The 385-nt window shown below is 56.4% G+C and carries 1 protein-coding gene; it reads right to left on the bottom strand.

Features of this window, described 5'->3' with window-relative positions:
* Window positions 1–42: 42 nt before the first annotated feature.
* Window positions 43–385: LysR substrate-binding domain-containing protein (locus D3I60_RS19260; RefSeq protein ID WP_262774301.1), on the bottom strand; the 343-nt coding region annotated here is incomplete at its 5' end.

Raw genomic sequence — 385 nt, 5'->3', positions numbered from 1 at the left:
AAGCACACCTCTGGCCGCATGCGCGGTGGCTAAAATAAACCATCACCCTGCCGGCGCAGATTTTTCCGTCAGCCCTTCACTCTGGGCGGGCTGGTCAAAATGCACCACCAGAAAATCGATGAACGCCCGGGTACGTGCGGGCAGATTGCGCTGGCTGGGATAGTAAACGTACAAATCTGCAGCCGGCAGCGTAAAGTCAGGCAGCACGATCCTGAGCCGGCCACTTTGCAGATACTTCGCAAGATCCCACTCGGAGCGGATCAGAATACCGTGTCCATCCAGCGCCCAGCCGAGCACAATATCGCCGTCATTGCTCGAGAGCATCCCATGGACCTTCACCACTTCGCTATGATCGTGATGGGTAAAGCGCCAAATACCATAGGCA

It is taken from the genome of Brevibacterium permense, assembly GCF_025506275.1.
In the GTDB taxonomy this organism is placed as follows: domain Bacteria; phylum Actinomycetota; class Actinomycetes; order Actinomycetales; family Brevibacteriaceae; genus Brevibacterium; species Brevibacterium permense_A.
Note: the sequence above shows the minus strand (reverse complement) of the source record. Positions and strands in the feature narration are given on the sequence as shown.